Origin of the sequence: Streptomyces aurantiacus, assembly GCF_001418335.1 — a bacterium.
Lineage (GTDB): Bacteria > Actinomycetota > Actinomycetes > Streptomycetales > Streptomycetaceae > Streptomyces > Streptomyces aurantiacus.
This window is the reverse complement of record NZ_LIPP01000023.1, coordinates 1-18,549: the sequence shown is the minus strand read 5'-3', so window position 1 is coordinate 18,549 and position 18,549 is coordinate 1. Positions and strand designations below refer to the sequence as shown.

At 72.6% G+C, this 18,549-nt stretch carries 13 protein-coding genes, 2 pseudogenes and 1 riboswitch; of the genes and pseudogenes, 13 read left to right on the top strand and 2 right to left on the bottom strand.

What is annotated here, in order from left to right:
* Positions 1–16: 16 nt before the first annotated feature.
* Positions 17–2,332 carry an ATP-binding protein gene (locus tag AOK01_RS03135; RefSeq protein ID WP_245702066.1) on the bottom strand — a complete coding sequence of 772 codons (2,316 nt, stop codon included), beginning with the start codon at positions 2,330–2,332 and terminating at the stop codon, positions 17–19.
* A 390-nt stretch (positions 2,333–2,722) separates the two neighbouring features.
* On the opposite strand from AOK01_RS03135, the gene AOK01_RS03130 reads away from it, so the two are divergent.
* The 7 genes and pseudogenes from AOK01_RS03130 to AOK01_RS03100 all read left to right on the top strand — a co-directional run bounded on the left by AOK01_RS03130 (position 2,723) and on the right by AOK01_RS03100 (position 10,601).
* On the top strand, positions 2,723–3,970 hold the full coding sequence (locus tag AOK01_RS03130) for a PP2C family protein-serine/threonine phosphatase (RefSeq protein ID WP_079103132.1): 1,248 nt from the start codon (positions 2,723–2,725) through the stop codon (positions 3,968–3,970).
* 76 nt (positions 3,971–4,046) lie between these two features.
* A riboswitch (cobalamin riboswitch) is annotated at positions 4,047–4,137 on the top strand.
* 125 nt (positions 4,138–4,262) lie between these two features.
* Entirely contained in the window at positions 4,263–5,573 is a 1,311-nt protein-coding gene (locus AOK01_RS03125; RefSeq protein ID WP_055508106.1) for an SCO2321 family membrane protein, read from the top strand.
* Positions 5,570–6,307: an SCO2322 family protein gene (locus tag AOK01_RS03120; RefSeq protein ID WP_055508104.1), complete on the top strand. Its 738-nt coding sequence runs from the start codon at positions 5,570–5,572 to the stop codon at positions 6,305–6,307. Before AOK01_RS03125 ends, AOK01_RS03120 begins: the two co-directional genes overlap by 4 nt.
* A 19-nt stretch (positions 6,308–6,326) precedes the next feature.
* The gene (locus AOK01_RS03115; RefSeq protein ID WP_079103131.1) at positions 6,327–7,541 is read left to right on the top strand and encodes an energy-coupling factor transporter transmembrane component T; all 1,215 of its coding nucleotides are present in this window, start codon (positions 6,327–6,329) and stop codon (positions 7,539–7,541) included.
* Positions 7,538–8,284: pseudogene (locus AOK01_RS03110) on the top strand (energy-coupling factor ABC transporter ATP-binding protein); the annotation flags it as partial. The gene AOK01_RS03115 and the pseudogene AOK01_RS03110, both read left to right, overlap by 4 nt.
* Positions 8,285–8,412: 128 nt before the next feature.
* Entirely contained in the window at positions 8,413–9,960 is a 1,548-nt protein-coding gene (locus tag AOK01_RS03105; RefSeq protein ID WP_055508102.1) for a hypothetical protein, read from the top strand.
* Positions 9,961–9,965: 5 nt separating this feature from the next.
* A complete protein-coding gene (locus AOK01_RS03100) occupies positions 9,966–10,601 on the top strand; it encodes a hypothetical protein (protein ID WP_055508100.1) in 636 nt (211 codons plus the stop codon).
* Positions 10,602–10,737: 136 nt separating this feature from the next.
* On the opposite strand, the gene mshD is transcribed toward AOK01_RS03100, so the two are convergent.
* Entirely contained in the window at positions 10,738–11,703 is a 966-nt protein-coding gene (gene mshD / locus AOK01_RS03095) for a mycothiol synthase (protein WP_079103130.1), read from the bottom strand.
* A gap of 276 nt (positions 11,704–11,979) precedes the next feature.
* On the opposite strand from mshD, the pseudogene AOK01_RS03090 reads away from it, so the two are divergent.
* From AOK01_RS03090 to AOK01_RS03070, 6 genes and pseudogenes are all read left to right on the top strand, one after another.
* Positions 11,980–13,683 (top strand): annotated as a pseudogene (locus AOK01_RS03090) (bifunctional metallophosphatase/5'-nucleotidase); the annotation flags it as partial.
* A 45-nt stretch (positions 13,684–13,728) separates the two neighbouring features.
* Positions 13,729–14,169 carry a DUF7847 domain-containing protein gene (locus AOK01_RS46395; protein WP_425424715.1) on the top strand — a complete coding sequence of 147 codons (441 nt, stop codon included), beginning with the start codon at positions 13,729–13,731 and terminating at the stop codon, positions 14,167–14,169.
* Positions 14,170–14,173: 4 nt separating this feature from the next.
* Positions 14,174–14,902, top strand: a complete 729-nt coding sequence (locus AOK01_RS03085; RefSeq protein WP_079103128.1) for a DUF4129 domain-containing protein — start codon at positions 14,174–14,176, stop codon at positions 14,900–14,902.
* A complete protein-coding gene (locus tag AOK01_RS03080; RefSeq protein ID WP_055508098.1) occupies positions 14,899–16,116 on the top strand; it encodes a DUF4350 domain-containing protein in 1,218 nt (405 codons plus the stop codon). Before AOK01_RS03085 ends, AOK01_RS03080 begins: the two co-directional genes overlap by 4 nt.
* Positions 16,116–17,105, top strand: coding sequence for an AAA family ATPase (locus tag AOK01_RS03075; protein ID WP_107099717.1), 990 nt, complete (start codon positions 16,116–16,118; stop codon positions 17,103–17,105). The genes AOK01_RS03080 and AOK01_RS03075 overlap by 1 nt, the downstream gene beginning before the upstream one ends.
* Entirely contained in the window at positions 17,105–18,415 is a 1,311-nt protein-coding gene (locus AOK01_RS03070; protein ID WP_055508094.1) for a DUF58 domain-containing protein, read from the top strand. Before AOK01_RS03075 ends, AOK01_RS03070 begins: the two co-directional genes overlap by 1 nt.
* Positions 18,416–18,549: the final 134 nt, after the last annotated feature.

The following is an 18,549-nucleotide window of genomic DNA, read 5'->3' as shown; positions in this document are numbered from 1 at the left end:
CTGTGGGGCTTCGGCGTCAGAGGGCGCCCCCCACCGCGTAGTCGATGCCCCGCTCGTACGACATGGCCAGGCCCTCCGCGTACGCCGTCCGGTACGCCTCCTCGCCGATCTCCCGGCGGACCAGGTGTTCACGGTCGCGACGTGCGGCGATCAGGTCCGGTGAGTCCATGTGGGGACTGCCCAGGCGTTCCCAGATGCGCTGGCCGACGGCGAGCAGGCGGGCCGCCCGGTGCCCGTCGCCGGTCGCGACGACCGCCGAGGCCAGCACGTCGAGGGTGAAGGCGACACCGAGCGTGCTGTTCAGCAGCGAGTGCCCGACGAGGGACGTACGGGCGTTGCGCACCGCCGCCGGGAGGTCACCCTCGTCCAGGTCGGCCTGGGCGAGGAAGCAGTCGGCGAAGGAGCCCGCCCAGCACTCGCCGCGCCGCACGCTCTGCGCGCGGACCTCGTCGGCGACCTGCCGGGAGCGCACGCGGTCCCCGCTCAGCAGATGGGCGAAGGAGAGCGCGAGCCGTACCTGGAGCTGCGCGGACCCCCGCCAGTCGTCGCGGACCGGCAGTCGCTCGGCCCTCCGGAGCACCACCTTGGCCTCGGCCAGCCGGCCGACGAGGAGCAGATGCCCGCCGGTGACGTACGCGGCGGCGACGACCGCCACGGGGTCGCCCAGTTCCACGGCCGCCGCCGTGCACATCGGCGCCCAGCGTCCGGCGCCGTCCAGGTCACCCTGCAGCAGGGCGACGGCTCCTCTCGTCCACAGGGCCTGTACGAGGTCGGGGCCCGGCTCCGGATCGGCGGTGAGCACCTGGTCGAGGCAGTGCCGGGCGTCCCGCAGGTAGCCGCAGTGGCGCCACAGGAAGCCGATGTCGGCCGCCATGCTCAGGGCGGCTGGGCCGTCGCGCTCGGACAGCGCGCAGTCCATGGCGGTGCGGAGGTTGGCGCGCTCGGTGACCGTGCGCTCGCACCACAGCACCTGGCGACTGGTGTTCCACTCGGCGCAGCCGCTGCGGGCGAGGCCGCGGTAGTGGTCGAGGTGACGCAGCCGCAGGGCCCGTTCCTCGCCGAGCGCGCGCAGCCAGTCGCCGCCGTACTCCCGGACGCTGTCGAGGAGATGGAAGCGGCCGGCGTCCGTGCGGTGGCGCCGCACGATCGACTGCGCGACGAGCCGGTCGAGCAGCGCGGCGACCCGTCCGGCGGGCAGGGGGCCGCCGGAGCAGACCTCCTCGGCCGCGGCGAGGTCGAAGCCGCCGTTGAACACGGAGAGCCTTGCCCACAGCAACCTCTCCAGAGGCGCGCACAGTTCATGGCTCCAGCCGATGGCTGTGCGCAGGGTGCGGTGCCGCAGCGGTCCCTCGCCGGGCTCCGAGGCGAGGAGGTCGAGCGGCGACGGCAGGGGGTCCCCCCACTCCTTGTCCGGCCGCGGGCCCAACTCCATGCTCAGTTCCTTGCTCAGCTCCTTGCTCAGTTCCCTGCCGAGCCGCTTGCCGAGCCGTTCGTCGAGTTCGCCGAGGGAGAGTTCGGAGAGGCGGGCCGCGGCCAGTTCGATGGCCAGGGGTATCCCGTCCAGCCGGCGGCAGACCGCGGCGACGGCGGCGACCGTGTCGAGCGAGGCCTCGTCGAGAGCGAAGCCGGCAGACAACTCACCGGCCCGGTTGATGAACAGGTCGACGGCGTCGCCTGATCCGTCGAGATCGCCAGGGACCGGTCCGGCCGGTCCGGGTGCCTCCCGTACGGGCGCCGCCCGGGTCGGCCGGGTCGGCCGGGTCGGCCGGACAGGTCCGGCGTCCTCTCGCACCGGCAGCGGGGCGACCTCGACACGGACCTCGGAGGGATGACCGAGGTGTTCCCGGGTGGTGGCCAGGAACTGCACACCGGGCGCGGCGGGCAGCAGCGCGCGCACGAGGTCGGCGCAGTCGTGGAGCACGTGTTCGCAGGAGTCGAGGACGATCAGTGCCTCCTTGTCCGCCAGCCATTCGGCGAGCACCTCGGTCACCGGGGACGTCGACCCGTCGGCGAGCCGCAGCGCCTCCACGACGGCGAAACCCACCAGGCCCGGGGCCCGCAGCGGAGAGAGTTCCACGAACCAGACACCGTCCCGGTACCGGTCACAGGCGCGGCGGGCGGCACGCAGGGCGAGCCGGGTCTTGCCGACGCCGCCGGGCCCGACGAGCGTCACCAGACGCTCGTACTCTCCGGCGTAATCCCCGGCCGGTTTCAGCAGCGCGTCGAGCCGCGCCAGTTCGTGTCGTCTGCCGACGAAGCTCCGTGTCTCCGACGGCAGATTCCCCGGCCGCCCAGCGGCTGTCCAGTTCTCCGGCACGGCGAACGCCCTCACCTCACAGCACATCGGCGAGCCCGCAGGCCCCTGCTACCCGGGCCAGTGTGACGCCACCGCGGGGCCGCGTCGCACCGCTCCGCCGACCCGGACAGGAACTCGGTCCCATGCCGTCAGTTCCGGGCACATTCCGGCGAAATGTGATCAATGCCCCGTGAGTGTGGGTGCGGAGGGAGATATTCGGAGACCGTTGTGCAGTGGCGGAGAAGGAGAAAGGGCGGGGCAGGCGGATGACCCGCGACAGCGAGGAAGCCTCCGGGACACCCGGACACCGCTCCTCGGACCCTCAGCGGGGGACGCAAGCACGGGAACGCAACTACGAAAACGCAAGTACGGGAGCGGGTGCGTTCGTGCCCGCGTTCGCGGCTGCCGGAGCGGATGCGGATGTTGATGCGACTCGACGGATGGCGACGGTCCCGCGGACCCGACCGCCCCAACAGAAACGATCGGCTCGGCAGGAACGAACGGTCCGGCAGGAACGAATGGTTCGGCAGGAACGATCAGCTGGTCGAGCAACTGGTCCAGATCGATCAGCTGGTCCAGGTCGATCGACTCGACCAGATCGATCGGCTCGACCAGCAGGGGCAGCTTCCTGAACACGAGCAGTTCCCCGAACTCGTCCGGCTCCCCGAGGACGGACCGCTCGGCGTGCCCCGCCCACCGCGCCGTCCACACCGTCTCCGCGGAGCCCACCGGCTCGCAGCGACCGGCGATCTCCGCAAGCTCTCCGAGGCGCGGTTCCTCGCGCCTTCGGCGGTCGGTGTGCTCATCGCCGCGCCCGCGCTGCTCCTCGACCAGGCCTCGCCCACCGTCACGCTCTCGCAGCTGCTGCTCGGCTGTGCGTTCACCGTGCACGCCGTACGGCAGCGGGACCGGCTCACCAGGAAGCTCGCCGAGGTACGCGAGGTCGCCCGGATCACCCAGGCGGCCGTCGTGCGACCGCTCTCCCAGAACCTCGCCGGCACGCACATCTCCACGCGCTACCACTGCGCCGTGCGCGAGTCGACGCTCGGCGGGGACCTGTACGACGTCGCGGTGACACCGTTCGGCCTGCGGGTGCTCATCGGTGACGTACGCGGACACGGACTCGACGCCATCCGGCTGACCGCCGAAACGGTGGCGGGATTCCGTGAACTCGCCTACACAGTTCCGGACTTGACGGAGGTCGCCACCGGCCTGGACAAACGTCTCGCGCCGGACCTCGATCCGGAGGACTTCGTCACCGCGCTCCTCGCCGAGTTCGCGCCGGGCGAGGTACGACTGGTCAACTGCGGCCACCCCGCGCCCCTGCGTGCCGGCCAGCGCATCGAGCTTCTCGAACCGGCCGTCACGACACTGCCGTTGGGACTCGGCCCCGATCCGCGCCAGTACCGCGTACGCCTCCAGCCGGGCGACCGCCTGCTCCTCTACACGGACGGCCTCACCGAGGCGCGCGCCTGCGACGGCACCCTCTTCCCCTTCCTCACCGAGGCGGCCCACGCCCTGCGCGACCCCCTCCCCGACCAGGCTCTCGACACCCTCTACTCCCGGCTCCTCGCCCACACGGGCGCCGCACCCGTCGACGACCTGGCCCTCGTCCTCTGCCAGCCCACCCAGGCCACGGTCCCGGCACAGCACCCGGCCCGCCGAGGTCTCTGAGGGCCGTCGGGCGCCGGGCTCCGGGGACCTTGCCGCGGGCCGGTACAGTGAACGGGTCGTCATCACACCCGTACGGGGGGAAGCCGGTGCAAATCCGGCGCTGACCCGCAGCCGTGTACCGCCCTGTTCCTGAGCCTGACTCCAAGGGGCGGTGAGCCGGATTGCCCCGTGCGGAACGTGACCGGCTCGCGTCACCGGGACCACCGATGACCGGCACCGTCGAGGCATACGGAGCCGAGCCGCCCGTACTCCGGGCTGCCCGGCTCCCCGCAGGGAGAGGCACCCGCCGATCATGTTTGTCCGCCGCCGCGCCGCGGTCCTGGCCGCCACCGCCGTGATCGGCACGGCGTTCGCGCCGGCCGCCCTCGCCGACGAGTCGCCCTCCGCGTCCCCGTCTCCCTCCACGTCCCCGGCGGCCCCGGCGACCCCGGCGGGTCTGTACGGCAGCACCGACCCCACGTACGACGGTGTCTGGCGGCAGTCGCTCGCGCTGCTCGCCCAGCACACCGTGGGCGTACGGCCCGCGGCGAAGGCCGTCGACTGGCTCACCGGGCAGCAGTGCGCGAACGGCGGCTTCGCGGCCTACCGCGCGGACCCGGCCACGAAGTGCGACGCCAAGACACAGGTCGACACGAACAGCACGGCCGCCGCACTCCAGGCCCTCACAGCGCTCGACTCGGACGACGCCGTGACCGGCGCGGCCGTTAAGTGGCTGAAGTCCGCGCAGAACAAGGACGGCGGCTGGGGCTACCTCCCCGGCGGGGCCAGCGACACCAACTCGACGTCCATCGTGATCGGGGCCCTGGAGGCCGCGGACACCGACACACGAGACCTGCGGTCGAAGGACGACCGGACGCCGTACGACGCCCTGCGCGGGCTCTCCGTCCCCTGCGACGAGGACGGCGGGGGCGCCTTCGCCTTCCAGCCCGACAAGAAGGGCAAGCTCGCGGCGAACGCGGACGCCACGGCCGCGGGCGTGCTCGGCGCGCTCGGCGAAGGCCTGGTGACGAAGCCCGAGGACGACGGGAAGTCGTCCGCCAAGGCCCCCAAGGCCGCCGAATGCGCGGGCGGGGACTCCCCCACCCCGAAGCAGGCGGCGGCCAACGGCGCCGAGTACCTCGCCGGCGCGGTCGCCGGGACCGGTCACCTGGAGTCCGCCCTCGCGGGCGCCGATGACCAGCCCGACTACGGCAACACCGCCGACACGGTCGTCGCGCTCGCCGCGGCGGGCCGGACGGCCGACGCCGGGAAGCCGCTGGCCTGGCTGGAGAAGAACTCCGGCCCCTGGGCGGCGCAGAGCGGCCCGGCCGCGTACGCGCAGCTAATCTTCGCGGCGCACGCCACCGGGACGGACCCGCGCGACTTCGGCGGCGCCGACCTCGTGAAGCAACTCGGCGCGACCGGCCCCGCGAGCAAGGCTTCCGGCTCCTCCGACCCGTCGGCCGACGCCAAGGACGGCAAGGACGGCAAGGACAACAGCGCGGAGGACAGCGAGGACGACGGCGGGGTCAGCGTCTGGTGGATCGTCGGGGTCGGCCTGGTCGGCGGCATCGGTATCGGCTTCCTGCTGAGCGGCCGCAACAAGAAGCAGCAGCGGCCGTGACCCGCCACCGCCTGGCGCTGCTGGTACCGGTCCTCCTGCTCGCCGTACTCGGCACGGCGGGGCAGGCCCAGGCGGTCGGCTACCGCTACTGGTCCTTCTGGGACCGCGCTTCCGACAGCAGTGCGGGCGGCACGGGCGGCACAGGCGATACGTGGCTGTACGCGACGCAGGGCCCGTCGATGGCACGGCCGTCCGACGGAGACGTCCAGGGCTTCCGCTTCTCGGTGAGCGAGGACTCGAAGCACTCGGCGAAGCCCCGCGGGGAGGCCGGTTTCGCGACGATCTGCGCGAAGACGCCCGCGCGCGAGGGCACGAAACGGGTCGCCCTCGTCCTCGACTTCGGTACGGCAGCCGACGCGCCGCCCGGTTCGACACCGCCGGACCGGAGCCCGCGCACGGCCTGCGCCCGGGTCGACGAGGACGCGACGACCGCGGACGCCCTCGCCTCCGTCGCCAAGCCGCTGCGCTACGACACGAACGCCCTGCTGTGCGCCATCGCGGGCTACCCCCGCACGGGCTGCGGCGAAGCCGTCTCGGGCGACCGTCCGAAGGCATCCGAGACGGCTCCGCCCCGTGAGGAAAGCGGGTCCGGGGACAACGGGTCCGAGGGCGACGGGTCCGAGGGCGACGGGTCCGGAGGCGGCGGGCCGTCGGTGGGCCTGGTGGCCGGGATCGCCGCCGTGGCGGTGCTGGGCGCGGGTGCGACCTGGCAGGCACGCCGGCGACGCGGCTGACGGGACCGTGACGCACACGATGACCACCGACGCGCACGACCACGCCCCCGACCACGACAGCACCGGCAATGGCAATGGCAACAGCCCCGGCTCCGGCTCCGGCAGAATCCTGCGGAAGCTCCGTGCCCCGCGCGCGACCCGTACCAACGCCGTCCACCCCGGTGCCTGGTGGATCTGGGCCCTGGGCCTGGGCACCGCCGCGTCCCGCACCACGAACCCGCTCCTCCTCGGACTCCTCGTCGGCGTCGCCGGTTACGTGGTGGCGGCGCGCCGGACGGAGGCCCCCTGGGCGCGCTCCTACGGCGCCTTCGTCAAGCTCGCGCTCGCCGTGCTCGGCATCCGGCTGGCCTTCGCCGTCCTCCTCGGCTCACCCATCCCGGGTACGCACACCCTCGTCATCCTCCCCGAACTCCCGCTCCCCGCCTGGGCCGAAGGCATCCGCGTCGGTGGCCGTGTCACGGCCGAGGGCCTGGTCTTCGCCCTCTACGACGGCCTGAAACTCGCCACGCTCCTCATCTGCGTGGGCGCCGCGAACGCCCTCGCCAACCCGGCCCGCCTCCTCAAATCCCTCCCGGGCGCCCTGTACGAGGCGGGCGTCGCCGTAGTGGTCGCGCTCACCTTCGCCCCGAACCTGATCGCGGACGTCCAGCGGCTGCGCGCGGCCCGGCGCCTGCGCGGCCGGCCCGACAGCGGCGTACGCGGCCTGCTCCAGGTCGGACTGCCGGTCCTGGAGGGCGCGTTGGAGCGTTCGGTGGCGCTCGCGGCGGCGATGGACGCGCGCGGATACGGCCGCACCGCCGAGGTGGCGCCGGCCGTGCACCGCACCACCGCCGCGCTCACCCTCGGCGGTCTTGTCGGGGTCTGCGCGGGCACGTACGGCCTGCTCACCGCAGAGGGCGGCAGCTACGGCCTGCCCGTGCTGCTCGCCGGACTCGGCGCTGCCCTCGGCGGCCTGTGGCTCGGTGGCCGCCGCTCGCTGCGCACCCGGTACCGGCCGGACGCGTGGGGCGTCCGCGCGTGGCTCGTCGCCGCGTCCGGCGCGGCCGTCGCGGCGCTGCTGATCCTGTACGCCTCCCACGACCCGTACGCCTACGCGGCCCTGCACCCCGATGTCGTCCCGCTGACGGCGCCGACGCTTCCACTGTGGCCCGCAGCGGCGATCCTCCTCGGTCTGACCCCGGCCCTGGTCGCCCCCTCCCCCGCCCCCAGGGGCTTCGGCAAGGAGTCTTCGTGATCCGCTTCGAGGATGTCTCCGTGACGTACGACGGGGCGGCGGAGCCCACTGTCCACGGCATCGAACTCACCGTCCCCGAGGGCGAGTTGGTGCTGCTGGTCGGCCCCTCGGGCGTCGGCAAGTCGACGCTTCTCGGTGCGGTGAACGGGCTGGTCCCGCACTTCACGGGCGGCACCCTGCGCGGGCGCGTGACGGTGGCGGGCCGCGACACGCGCACACACAAGCCCCGCGAACTCGCCGACGTGGTCGGCACGGTGGGCCAGGACCCGCTGTCGCACTTCGTCACGGACACGGTCGAGGACGAACTCGCCTACGGGATGGAGTCGTTGGGCCTGGCGCCGGACGTGATGCGCCGCCGCGTCGAGGAGACCCTTGACCTGCTCGGACTCGTCGAACTGCGCGACCGCCCCATCTCCACGCTCTCCGGCGGACAGCAGCAGCGGGTGGCGATCGGCTCGGTCCTCACCCCGCACCCCGAGGTCCTGGTCCTCGACGAGCCGACCGTCGGCCTCGACCCCGAACAGCGCATGCGCTTCCGGGAGTTGATCGCCCGTGCGGGGGAGGGGCGGACGGTGCTGCTGTCCACCCACCAGACCGAGGACGTCGCGATGCTCTGCCACCGAGTGATCGTCATGGTCCGGGGCCGGGTCCGCTTCGAGGGCACCCCGGCCGAGCTGGCCGCCCGCGCGGACGGCCGCGTGTGGAGCAGCACCGAACGCGACCCGGGCGCCTGGGCGGGATGGCGCACCGGTACGGGCTCCTTCCGCAACGTCGGCGAGCCCCCCGAGGGCGCCGACCTGCTCGAACCGACCCTGGAGGACGGCTACTTGCTCACCCTCGACGGGGAGTCCCCGGAGGAGGTGGCGGCGGCATGAGCACCGTACTCCGGACACCCGCGCGGACCGCCGGGCCGACGCACACGCCACGCCCCTGGGCGGCCGTGTTCGCCCTCGCGCGGTTGGAGGCGCGCGAGCTGCGCATGATCACCTCCGTCTTCGGTACCGCGATCCTGTACATGGTGTGGATCGGGTACGAGGTCACGCGGCAGGGCGACTTCCCGGTGCTCCAGGACGTCGACCGGGACACGCAGATCATGCCGATGCTGTTCGGGCTCGTCGTCATGATGAACGTCAACCGCGGGGTCCTGCGCTCGCGCCGGTACGGCACGGACCGGCACTTCGACGTCCTGGTCGTCGAGCCCTGGCGGCGTACGGCCGCCCACGTGCTGTCCGTCGTCCCGGCGGTCCTGTTCACGGCGGCCTGCGTCACCTTCCAGTTCACCTGGGCCGCGGTCAAGCCCGGGGCGGCCGGGACCGGTTCGCTCGCCGAACTGGCCGTCGGGCCGCTGACGGTGCTGCTCTGCGGCGCGGGCGGCGTCCTGCTCGCCCGGCTGTTCCCCTCCGTGTTCGCCGCGCCGATCCTCCTCGTCGTCCTGCTCTTCGGAATGATGTTCGTGGCCACCCCGGCCGGCCCCGCATGGACGAGCCGGCTGAGCCCGGTCGTCACCTTCAGCGGCGTCTCCCCGTTCCCCTCCGACATGCTGGGCCGCCTCGCGGGCTGGCACGCCCTGTACCTCGTCGGGCTCGTCCTGTTCATGGCCCTGCTCGCGGTGCTGCTCAGCGGCGGTCGTACGACGGTCGTCAAGGCGGCCGTCGCGGGATCGCTCGCCCTCACACTGGTGGGCGTGGTCGGTCAGTCCCAGGGGACCCCGGCCGCGGCGTTGGCGGCCCGCGAACGGGGGTCGGTCACCCCGGAGAAGGTCCGTACGTGTGTCGAGCACGGGAAGTCCTCCTACTGCGCGTTCCCCGAGTGGACGAGCCGCACCGACGACTGGGCCGCCGTGGCCGACCGCGTCCAGAGCCTCGCGGGCGGCAGGGCCGGCACCGAGCGGCTGACCGTGGATCAGCGCCTCGACGCCCGCGACGGGCTGGACTCCGACGCCTACCTCCCCCCGTCCGCCGAGCCCGGCCACGTGAGCGTCGGTATGGACTGGGGCGGCAACCGCGTCCCCGAGTTCGCCGTCGCCGTCGCGTCCGTGCTGGTGGCGGGCGACGAGAAGGCGGCGAGCGAGATGTGTGACGCCCGGGTGGTGACGATCATGTGGATGGCGTTGCGCGGGGCGTCCGACCCGATGGGCTCGCTGCGCGACGTCCGCCTCGACGACAGCGACTCGGGCTCCGCGTTCGTGCTGTCGCCCACGGAGTCCTTCGGCATGAGCGCCGCACAGACGCGGGTGGTGGCGGAGTTGCTCAAGAAGCCGCGCTACGACGTCGCCGGGAAGGTGAAGGCCAAGTGGACGGAGCTCACCGCGCCCGAGACATCGATCGAGCGGGTGGCGGAACTCCTCGGCGTCCCGGCGGCGGGCAAGACGACGGACGGCGCGGACGAGGACGGCCGGGCCGGCTCGTGCGAGGAGTGACGGCGATGACGCGCGCCCTTCTCCCGCCCGTGTGGCGCGCGCTGCCCCGGCGTGCGCTCGCCGCCGGCGCCGCCGCGGGGCTGCTGCTGGCCGGCATCCCGCGCATGCTGCCCGGTACGCCCGACCCGCTGTTAGGCCTCTTCGCGCTGCGAGCCGCCGCGCTCGCCTTTGCCCTCGGCCTCGCGTTCCTGCTGGACGACCCGGCCCGGCACATCACCTCGGCGGTACCGGCCCGCCGCCCGGTGCGTGTCGGCCTGCGCGTGGCACTCGTCGCGCCGGGGGCCGCGCTCTGCTGGACGGCGGCGCTGCTCCTCGTACCGCGGGAGGCCCGACCGCCGACCGGCGCGCTCACCCTGGAGGCGACCGCGACGGCGGTACTGGCCCTCACGGCGGCGGCCCTGGCCGTACGCCGCCCCCACGTCACCGAGCCCGGAGCGACGGTATCGGCCTGGCTGCTGGCCACCGCGGCAACCGCGTACCTGGCCCTGCCCGACGGCTGGACCCTCCTGGTGAACCCGACGGACCCCCGCTGGTCAACCACCCACGACCGCTGGGCACTTCTGCTGCTGACGGCAGCCCTGGTGGGGGGCAGGGCGAGCGCCGAACCACTACGGGCGAGGCTGAGGGTGCGCTTCTTCTAGGGGCGCGGGGAACGGCGCAGTCTTTCGTCTTTCGGGGCGCGGGGAACTGCGCAATCTTGTCGCTTTTAGGGGCGCGGGGAACTGCGCGACAAGCCCCCACCGGCCGTGACTTCGAAACGGACCTCGGTCCCTCGCTTCAGGACTCCGTCCGATACATCAAATCCGTCTCGTGCGTAACGAACCCGAGCCGCTCATAAACAGCAACCGCCGCCAAGTTGTCCGCATCGACATACAACATGGCGTCCGGCACCCCGGAACCCGCCAAATGCCGAAGGCCAACCGTGGTGAGGGCCTTCCCCAGGCCACCCCCCTGCGCCTCGGGCCGCACCCCGACGACGTACACCTCCCCAAGCCCCTCGGCCTCGTGCACCTTGGTCCAGTGGAATCCGACCAACTCGTCGCCCCGGAAGGCGAGGAAGAACCCGGCGGGGTCGAACCACGGTTCACCCATGCGGTCGTCGAGGTCCCGCTGGGAGAGCGAACCCTGTTCGGGGTGGTGCGCGAACGCGGCGGCGTTGGCGGCGAGCCACGCCGCGTCGTCCTGGCCGGGCACGAAGGTCCGTACGGAGACACCGTCCGGAAACTTCGGCTCGGGCAGGTCGAGCCCGGTCAACGGCCGCCGCATCTGCCGCAGTTCGCGGAAGAGCGTGAGCCCGAGGACCTGCGCGAGATGCCGCGCCGCCGCGTGCCCGCCGTGCGCCCACACCCGCAGCCGCTTGCCGGACTCGGCAAGCAGCGCGGTGCCCAGCGCCCGGCCGTGCCCGTGACCGCGGTGCTCCGGGTGGACGACCAGCTCGGCGGCCGGCGCCTCCACGGGGTCGGTGTCCTCCAGTTGCGCGTACCCGACGAGTTGGTCCTGGGCGCTCAGCAGCAGATGGCGGATTCCGTCCCGGGCGTCTCCGCGCAGCCGCAGCCGGCCCTGCTCGGACACGGCCTGCTGGCCGTCGGCCAGGGCGGCCGCCGAGAGGAGCGCGCGTACGGTCTCGGCCCGCTCGGGGCTCAGCGTGGCGAGGACGTCGATGGAACGGGGCGTGGGAATACCACCCTTGCCGAGCGAGGCCGAGAGCCTACGGGCAGCCGGTGCGGTGTCGTCGCTGGTCATGGGTACGAGGGTACGGCGGCCGGGGTCACGGGGGTACGGCATGTCCGGTCCATGTCGAAGCAGCCCCTCAGGGGGAGTACGCGGCCGGCACGCTCCGGTGCGCAGCCGGTACGCAGCCGGTACGTGGCCCGTCCGTTTCGCGGTGAAGTAACCCTGTAGGCAACCAGCCCGTAACCCCGCGCCCCTGTCGCGCTACGCGCGTTGACTCTAGGCTGCGCCGGGACGAGGCCCGTATATCAGCCACATACGCATACCAGCCAACCCACAGGGGGGCACATGTCAGCCACACCTCAGCCGGTCCGCCGCAGACACCGCACCACCCGGTTCCTCGCGGTGGCCGCGGGTGTCACCACCGTCGGTGCTCTGGTCGCGGCGCTGCCGGCGTCCGCGGGCACGTCCGCGGGCACGTCCGCGGACTCGTCGGCGAAGAAGCCCGGCCACCACGACGTACCGCGCTACCAGGACGTCCAACTCCTCTCCTTCAACGACCTGCACGGCAACCTGGAGCCGCCGTCCGGTTCCTCCGGCCGGGTCACCGAGAACCAGGCGGACGGCACCACCAAGACGATCGACGCGGGCGGTGTCGAGTACCTGGCGACGCATCTGCGCCAGGCCCGCCAGGGCAACAGGTACTCCGTCACCGCGGCCGGTGGCGACATGGTCGGCGCCTCCCCGCTGATCTCGGGGCTCTTCCACGACGAGCCCACCATCGAGGCGCTGAACAAGCTCGACCTCGATGTGACGAGCGTCGGCAACCACGAGTTCGACGAGGGCGCCAAGGAACTGGGCCGCCTGCAGAACGGCGGCTGCCACCCCACGGACGGCTGTTATGTGAAGGGCAAGAAGTTCAAGGGTGCCGACTTCCCTTACCTCGCCGCGAACGTCCTCGACGAGAAGACCAAGAAGCCGATCCTCAAGCCCTACTGGGTGTGGAAGAAGAACGGCGTGAAGGTCGGCTTCATCGGCGTCACCCTTGAGGACACCCCGGGCGTCGTTTCCGCCGAGGGCGTGAAGGGCCTCAAGTTCAAGGACGAGGTCGAGACGATCAACAAGTACGCCAAGGAGCTGGAGAAGCAGGGCGTCAAGTCGGTCGTCGCACTGATCCACGAGGGCGGGCTGCCGGCCTCGTCGTCGTACAACTACGACTGTGACTCGCCCGGTGGCGGCGACGGTATCTCCGGCCCCATCGTGGACATCGCCAAGAACGTCACGCCGAAGGTCGACGCGCTGGTCACCGGCCACACCCACGCCGCGTACGCGTGCACGATCGACGACCCGTCGGGCAAGCCCCGCACGGTCACCTCGGCCGCGTCCTTCGGGCGGCTCTACACCGACACGACGCTGACGTACGACCGCCTGACCGGGGACATCGCCCGGACCGCCGTCCCCTCCGCGAACCACGTGGTGACGCGGGACGTGGCGAAGGCCCCGGACATGACCGAGCTGATCACCAAGTGGGGCACCCTCGCCGCACCGATCGGCAACAAGCCCATCGGGTACATCTCCGGTGACGTCTCCAACGCCGGTACCGAGTCCCCGATCGGCGACCTGATCGCCGACGCGCAGCTCGCGTACGGCAAGGAGCTGGACCCCGGGACCGACCTCGCGCTGATGAACCCGGGCGGTATCCGGGCGCCGCTCACCTACGCGGCCAGGGGCGCCGAGGGCGACGGCGTGGTGACCTACGCCGAGGGCTTCACCGTCCAGCCGTTCGCCAACACCGTGAACCTCCAGGACTTCACCGGCGCCCAGCTCGTCCAGGTGCTCAAGGAGCAGGTCACCGGTACGAACGCGACCTCGCCGAAGGTGCTGCAGATCTCGTCGGGCCTCACCTACACGCTCGACCTGACGAAGAGCGGGGCCGACCGTGTCGTCACCGACTCGATCCAGCTGAACGGGGCCGCGATCGACCCGGCCGCCACCTACCGCGTCGCGACCAACAGCTTCCTCGCGGGCGGCGGCGACGGCTCCACCACCCTCGCCGTCCTCGGCGGCGTGGCCGCGGCCGTCGTCGCCCTCTGGACGATGGTCCGCCTCTCCCTGGCCTCGCCCGTCCTGATGCTGGAGAAGCAGGGCGTCCGCAAGTCCCTGAGCCGCTCCGTGAAACTGGTCCGCGGCTCCTGGTGGCGGGTCTTCGGCATCCAGCTCCTCGCCACGATCATCGCGAACATCGTCGCGTCGATCATCGTGATCCCGTTCGCCGTCCTCGCCTCCGCCCTCAGCGGCGACGGCATCGACGGCCTGCTCAACAGCGGCGCCGGCGACCTCGGCTGGACGTTCCTCATCATCAGCGGCATCGGCTCGGTGATCGGCTCCCTGCTCACCTTCCCGATCACCGCCGGTGTCACCGTGCTCCTCTACATCGACCAGCGCATCCGCCGCGAGGCCCTCGACCTCGACCTGGCCCGCGCGGCCGGTCTCCAGGACTACGGCTCGGGCGTCCCCGGCTCCACCCCCGGGAGCTGACGGAGTGAGCCTGGCGGGGGGAGTTCTCACAGCGGTAACAGCGGTACTGGCGCTGCCACGCGCCGACGGCGAACCACCGGTGACCGTCCCGCGCGACCCCGCGCGGGAGGCCGCCCGGCGCGAGCTGTCGAAGCGCATGTACCACGAGAACGACCCCAGCCTGCTCCGACGGGCGCTGAACGCGTTCTGGGAGTGGGTCGACAAACTGCTCGGTGCCGCCTCCTCGGCGACCCCGGGAGGCGGATTGGGCCTCCTCGTCATCGTCCTGGTGGCCGTGGCGATCGTCGGCGCCCTCTGGTGGCGCCTCGGCTCCCCCCGCCGAGGCCCCTCGTCGGCGGCCCCGCTCTTCGACGACCGGCCGCGCAGCGCCGCCGAACACCGCGCGGCAGCCGAGGCACAGGCGGCCCAGAGCCACTGGAACCAGGCCGTCCAGGAACGCATGCGCGCCGTCGTCCGCTCCCTGGAGGAACGCGCCCTGCTCGACCCCCGCCCCGGACGCACCGCCGACGAGGCCGCCGCGGAAGCGAGCCGTGCGCTCCCGGCCCACACGGACCGACTGCGCGCCGCGGCACGGGACTTCGACGACGTGACGTACGGCGGACGAACGGCGACCCCCGAGACGTACCACCGCCTGGCCCGACTCGACCACGACCTGGAACGCACCAGGCCGGTCCTCACCAGCAGCACCCCCAGCACGACGCACCACAGTGCCCGCCAAGGGGCCGCCGAATGAGCAGCGAGGCACCCGCACACGAGGCGCCCGAGGCCACCTCGCCGTCCACCTCCGTGTCGCCCACCACCCGCCAGGTGTGGACCCGCTCGCGCGGCGTCCTGCTCGCACTCGTGATCCTCCTGGCGGCGGCCGTCGCCATCGCCGTCGTGCGCTCCGGCGCCCAGCACGGCAGCCTCGACCCGCGCTCCGCCGACCCGGCCGGCAGCCGCGCCGTCACCGAACTGCTCGCCGACCAGGGCGTGTCCACACGCGTGGTCACCACCTCGGCCGAGGCGAGCACCGCGGCCGGCCCCGACACGACACTCCTGATCGCCCGCCCCGACCTGCTGACCGACCGTCAACAGGTCGCCCTTCACTCCGTATTCAAGGGCTCCGGCGGCCGCACCGTCCTCGTCGCCCCCGGCACCCCCTCTGTCAACACCCTCGCCCCCGGAGTCGAAGCGGACCCCGCACCGAGCTACGACTCCACGCTCGCGCCGGACTGCACCCTGCCGGCCGCCCGACGAGCGGGCACCGCGGACACGGGCAACCTGCGCTACTCGACGGACGCACCCGACGCCGACTCCTGCTACCCCAGCGACGGCCTCCCCACCCTGCTGCGCATACCGGCATCCGAAGGGGACGGCGACACCGTCGTCCTCGGCGCGCCCGACATCCTTCAGAACGACCGCCTCGACGAGCAGGGCAACGCCTCCCTCGCTCTCCAACTCCTCGGTTCCCGCCCCCACCTGGTCTGGTACCTCCCCTCGCTCTCCGACGACTCGGCCACCGACGGCGGCGACCAGAGCTTCCTCGACCTCGTCCCCTCCGGCTGGCTCTGGGGCACATTGCAGCTCTTCGTCGCCGCGGTGCTCGCCGCCCTGTGGCGCGCCCGCCGCCTCGGCCCGCTCGTCCCCGAACGGCTCCCCGTCGCGATCCGCGCCTCCGAGACCGTCGAAGGCCGCGCCCGCCTCTACCGCAAGTCCAACGCCCGCGACCGCGCCGCGGGAGCCCTGCGCTCCACCACCCGGACTCGCCTCGCCCCCCTCGTCGGTGTGTCCCCCACCCAGGCGCACGCGCCCGAGGTCCTGCTCCCCGCCCTGTCCGCCCGACTCCACCGGGAAGGGCAGCCCCTCCAAGCCCTCCTCTTCGGGCCGCCGCCCCACGACGACGCGGCCCTCATCGCACTCGCCGACCAACTCGACGCCCTCGAAAGAGAGGTACGCCGTCCATGATGGACCCGACCACTGACAACGCCGGGAACACCGGGGATCCGGGCTCTGCCCGCGCCTCCCTCGAAGCCCTGCGCGCCGAGATCGCCAAAGCCGTGGTCGGCCAGGACCCCGCCGTGACCGGCCTCGTCGTCGCCCTGCTCTGCCGGGGGCACGTCCTGCTGGAGGGCGTCCCCGGAGTGGCCAAGACGCTGCTCGTCCGAGCCCTCGCGTCCGCGCTGGAACTCGACACGAAGCGCGTCCAGTTCACCCCCGACCTGATGCCGACCGACATCACGGGCTCCCTCGTCTTCGACGCCCGCACCGCGGAGTTCTCCTTCCAGCCCGGCCCGGTCTTCACGAACCTCCTCCTCGCGGACGAAATCAACCGCACCCCGCCCAAGACCCAGTCCTCGCTCCTCGAAGCGATGGAGGAGCGCCAGGTCACGGTCGACGGCACCCCGCGCCCGCTCCCCGAGCCGTTCCTTGTCGCCGCGACCCAGAACCCGGTCGAGTACGAGGGCACGTACCCCCTCCCGGAAGCCCAGCTGGACCGTTTCCTCCTCAAGCTGACGATCCCGCTCCCCTCCCGTGAGGACGAGATCAACGTCCTCACACGCCATGCGGAGGGCTTCGACCCTCGCGACCTGCGCGCCGCCGGCGTACGCCCCGTAGCGGGTCCGGCAGACCTCGAAGCGGCCCGCGCGGCCGTCGCCAAGACCGCGGTGTCCCCCGAGATCACCGGCTACGTGGTGGACATCTGCCGCGCCACGCGCGACTCGCCGTCCCTCACCCTCGGCGTCTCCCCCCGCGGCGCGACGGCGCTCCTCGCCACGGCCCGCGCCTGGGCCTGGCTGACCGGCCGCGACTACGTCATCCCCGACGACGTGAAGGCCCTCGCGTTGCCGACACTGCGCCACCGCATCCAACTCCGCCCGGAGGCCGAGATGGAGGGCGTGACGGCCGACTCGGTCATCAACGCGATCCTCTCCCACGTCCCCGTGCCCCGCTGATGACCCTCACCGGTCGCGCCGCCCTCCTGGCGGCCCTCGGCACCCTCCCCGTAGGCATCTGGGAACCCGGCTGGACGGGCATCCTGGCCGTGAACACTCCCCTGGCCCTCGCCTGCGCCTGCGACTTCGCCCTGGCGGCACCGGTACGCCGCCTCGGCCTGACCCGCTCCGGCGACACATCGGTACGCCTCGGAAAGACCGCCGACGTCACCCTCACCGTCACGAACCCGTCGAGCCGCCCCCTGCGCGCTCGTATCCGCGACGCCTGGCCCCCGAGCAGCTGGCAGCCCGGCACGGAAATCACCGCGTCCCGCCACCAGGTGACCGTCCCCGCCGGCGAACGCCGACGCGTCACCACCCGCCTGCGCCCCACCCGCCGCGGCGACCGTCAGGCGGACCGCGTCACCATCCGCTCGTACGGCCCTCTCGGCCTCCTCTCCCGCCAGGGCAACCACAAGGTCCCGTGGACGGTACGCGTCCTGCCCCCCTTCACCAGCCGCAAGCACCTCCCCTCGAAACTGGCCCGTCTGCGGGAACTCGACGGCCGCACCAGCGTCCTGACGCGCGGTGAGGGAACCGAGTTCGACAGCCTTCGCGACTACGTCCCCGGGGACGACACCCGCTCGATCGACTGGCGCGCCACCGCCCGTCGGTCGAAGGTCGCCGTACGCACCTGGCGTCCCGAGCGCGACCGGCACATCCTCCTGATCCTCGACACGGGCCGCACCGCCGCGGGTCGAGTCGGAGACGCCCCCCGCCTCGACGCCTCCATGGACGCGGCACTCCTCCTGGCGGCCCTCGCCTCCCGCGCCGGCGACCGGGTGGATCTTCTCGCGTACGACCGCCGGGTACGCGCCCTGGTACAGGGGCGAGCCGCAGGCGATGTCCTTCCCTCCCTGGTCAATGCCATGGCACATCTCGAACCCGAACTCGTCGAGACGGACGCCCGCGGCCTCACCTCCACCGCGCTCCGCACGGCCCCGCGCCGCTCACTGATCGTGCTCCTCACGACTCTGGACGCGGCGCCCATCGAGGAGGGCCTGCTCCCCGTACTCTCCCGCCTCACCCAGCGCCACACGGTCCTCGTCGCCTCGGTCTCCGACCCGCACATCGAGCGCATGGCCGCGGCGCGGGGCAGCACCGAGTCCGTGTACGAGGCCGCCGCCGCGGCGCAAGCCCAGGCGGAACGTCACCGCACCGCCGAACAACTGACCCGACACGGAGTCACGGTCGTCGACGCGACACCGGACGAACTCCCGCCGGCCTTGGCGGACGCATACCTGGCTCTCAAGGCCGCGGGCCGTCTCTGAAATTCCGCAGAAATACCGGTCCGGTCGTCCCGATGCCCGATACTCGAACGCAAAACGAACCCGAACGCAAAAAAGCCCCCGCACCGAAGTGCGGGGGCTCATTCACAATAATCGTTCGGCGGCGTCCTACTCTC

What these genes read in the sequence shown, in the direction of transcription:
- AOK01_RS03070 (WP_055508094.1), top strand. Translation starts at nt 17,105, where the DNA reads ATGACCCTCACCGGTCGCGCCGCCCTCCTGGCGGCCCTCGGCACCCTC.
- mshD (WP_079103130.1), bottom strand. Translation starts at nt 11,703, where the DNA reads ATGACCAGCGACGACACCGCACCGGCTGCCCGTAGGCTCTCGGCCTCG.
- AOK01_RS03080 (WP_055508098.1), top strand. Translation starts at nt 14,899, where the DNA reads ATGAGCAGCGAGGCACCCGCACACGAGGCGCCCGAGGCCACCTCGCCG.
- AOK01_RS03075 (WP_107099717.1), top strand. Translation starts at nt 16,116, where the DNA reads ATGGACCCGACCACTGACAACGCCGGGAACACCGGGGATCCGGGCTCT.
- AOK01_RS03125 (WP_055508106.1), top strand. Translation starts at nt 4,263, where the DNA reads ATGTTTGTCCGCCGCCGCGCCGCGGTCCTGGCCGCCACCGCCGTGATC.
- AOK01_RS03115 (WP_079103131.1), top strand. Translation starts at nt 6,327, where the DNA reads ATGACCACCGACGCGCACGACCACGCCCCCGACCACGACAGCACCGGC.
- AOK01_RS03105 (WP_055508102.1), top strand. Translation starts at nt 8,413, where the DNA reads ATGAGCACCGTACTCCGGACACCCGCGCGGACCGCCGGGCCGACGCAC.
- AOK01_RS46395 (WP_425424715.1), top strand. Translation starts at nt 13,729, where the DNA reads ATGGTCCGCCTCTCCCTGGCCTCGCCCGTCCTGATGCTGGAGAAGCAG.
- AOK01_RS03130 (WP_079103132.1), top strand. Translation starts at nt 2,723, where the DNA reads ATGCGACTCGACGGATGGCGACGGTCCCGCGGACCCGACCGCCCCAAC.
- AOK01_RS03100 (WP_055508100.1), top strand. Translation starts at nt 9,966, where the DNA reads ATGACGCGCGCCCTTCTCCCGCCCGTGTGGCGCGCGCTGCCCCGGCGT.